Source organism: Bradyrhizobium sp. 76, assembly GCF_023073025.1.
Lineage (GTDB): Bacteria > Pseudomonadota > Alphaproteobacteria > Rhizobiales > Xanthobacteraceae > Bradyrhizobium.
In genome coordinates, this window is sequence record NZ_JADPIS010000123.1 from 1 (window position 1) to 663 (window position 663).

Consider the following 663-nt stretch of genomic DNA (forward strand, 5'->3'; position numbering starts at 1 on the left):
CGCCGCATCCGCATTAGTTCGGCACGGCCCAGATGCGCCGTCATGCCGACGCCGCGCTGTTCCCACAGGCCCCACAGCAGGCTCTGCCCGGCCAATCCGCGATGCCGACGCTCCGCCGCAAGCGCATCCAGGAACACGTTCGCCGCCGCGTAGTTCGCCTGCCCCGGACTGCCGAGCGCGGCCACCGACGAGAACAGCACGAATGCCGCCAGATCCAGATCCGCCGTCAGTTCGTGCAGGTGCCAGGCGCCATCGAGCTTCGGTCGCAGCACACGCTCCAGCCGCTCCACTGTGAGCGCCGGCACGATCCCGTCGTCCAGCGTTGCCGCAAGGTGGAATATACCTGTCAACGGACGTTCCGGCGCGACGGCGCTCAAGACCGAGCGCACAGCGTCACGATCCCTGACGTCGCAACTTGCAACCTCAACCGTCTGCGCACCCAGCGCCTGCAACTCGACGACCAGATCTGGCGCTCCAGGCGTCGCCATGCCGCGACGCGACGTCAGCAACAGATGCCGCACACCGTGCTTCGCAACCAAGTGCCGCGCAACCTCGCTGCCAAGCTCGCCTATACCGCCCGTGATCAACACCGTCCCGCCGGCAGCAAGACGACGCGGCTCACCCGCGCCCGCTCCGGCGCGCATCAGCCGCGGCGCCAGCACC

General features: G+C 68.6%; 1 protein-coding gene. It reads right to left on the minus strand.

The features are described from left to right. Window positions 1-644: beta-ketoacyl reductase (locus IVB48_RS33000; protein ID WP_276576837.1), on the minus strand; the 644-nt coding region annotated here is incomplete at its 3' end. Between the last annotated feature and the right edge of the window lie 19 nt (window positions 645-663).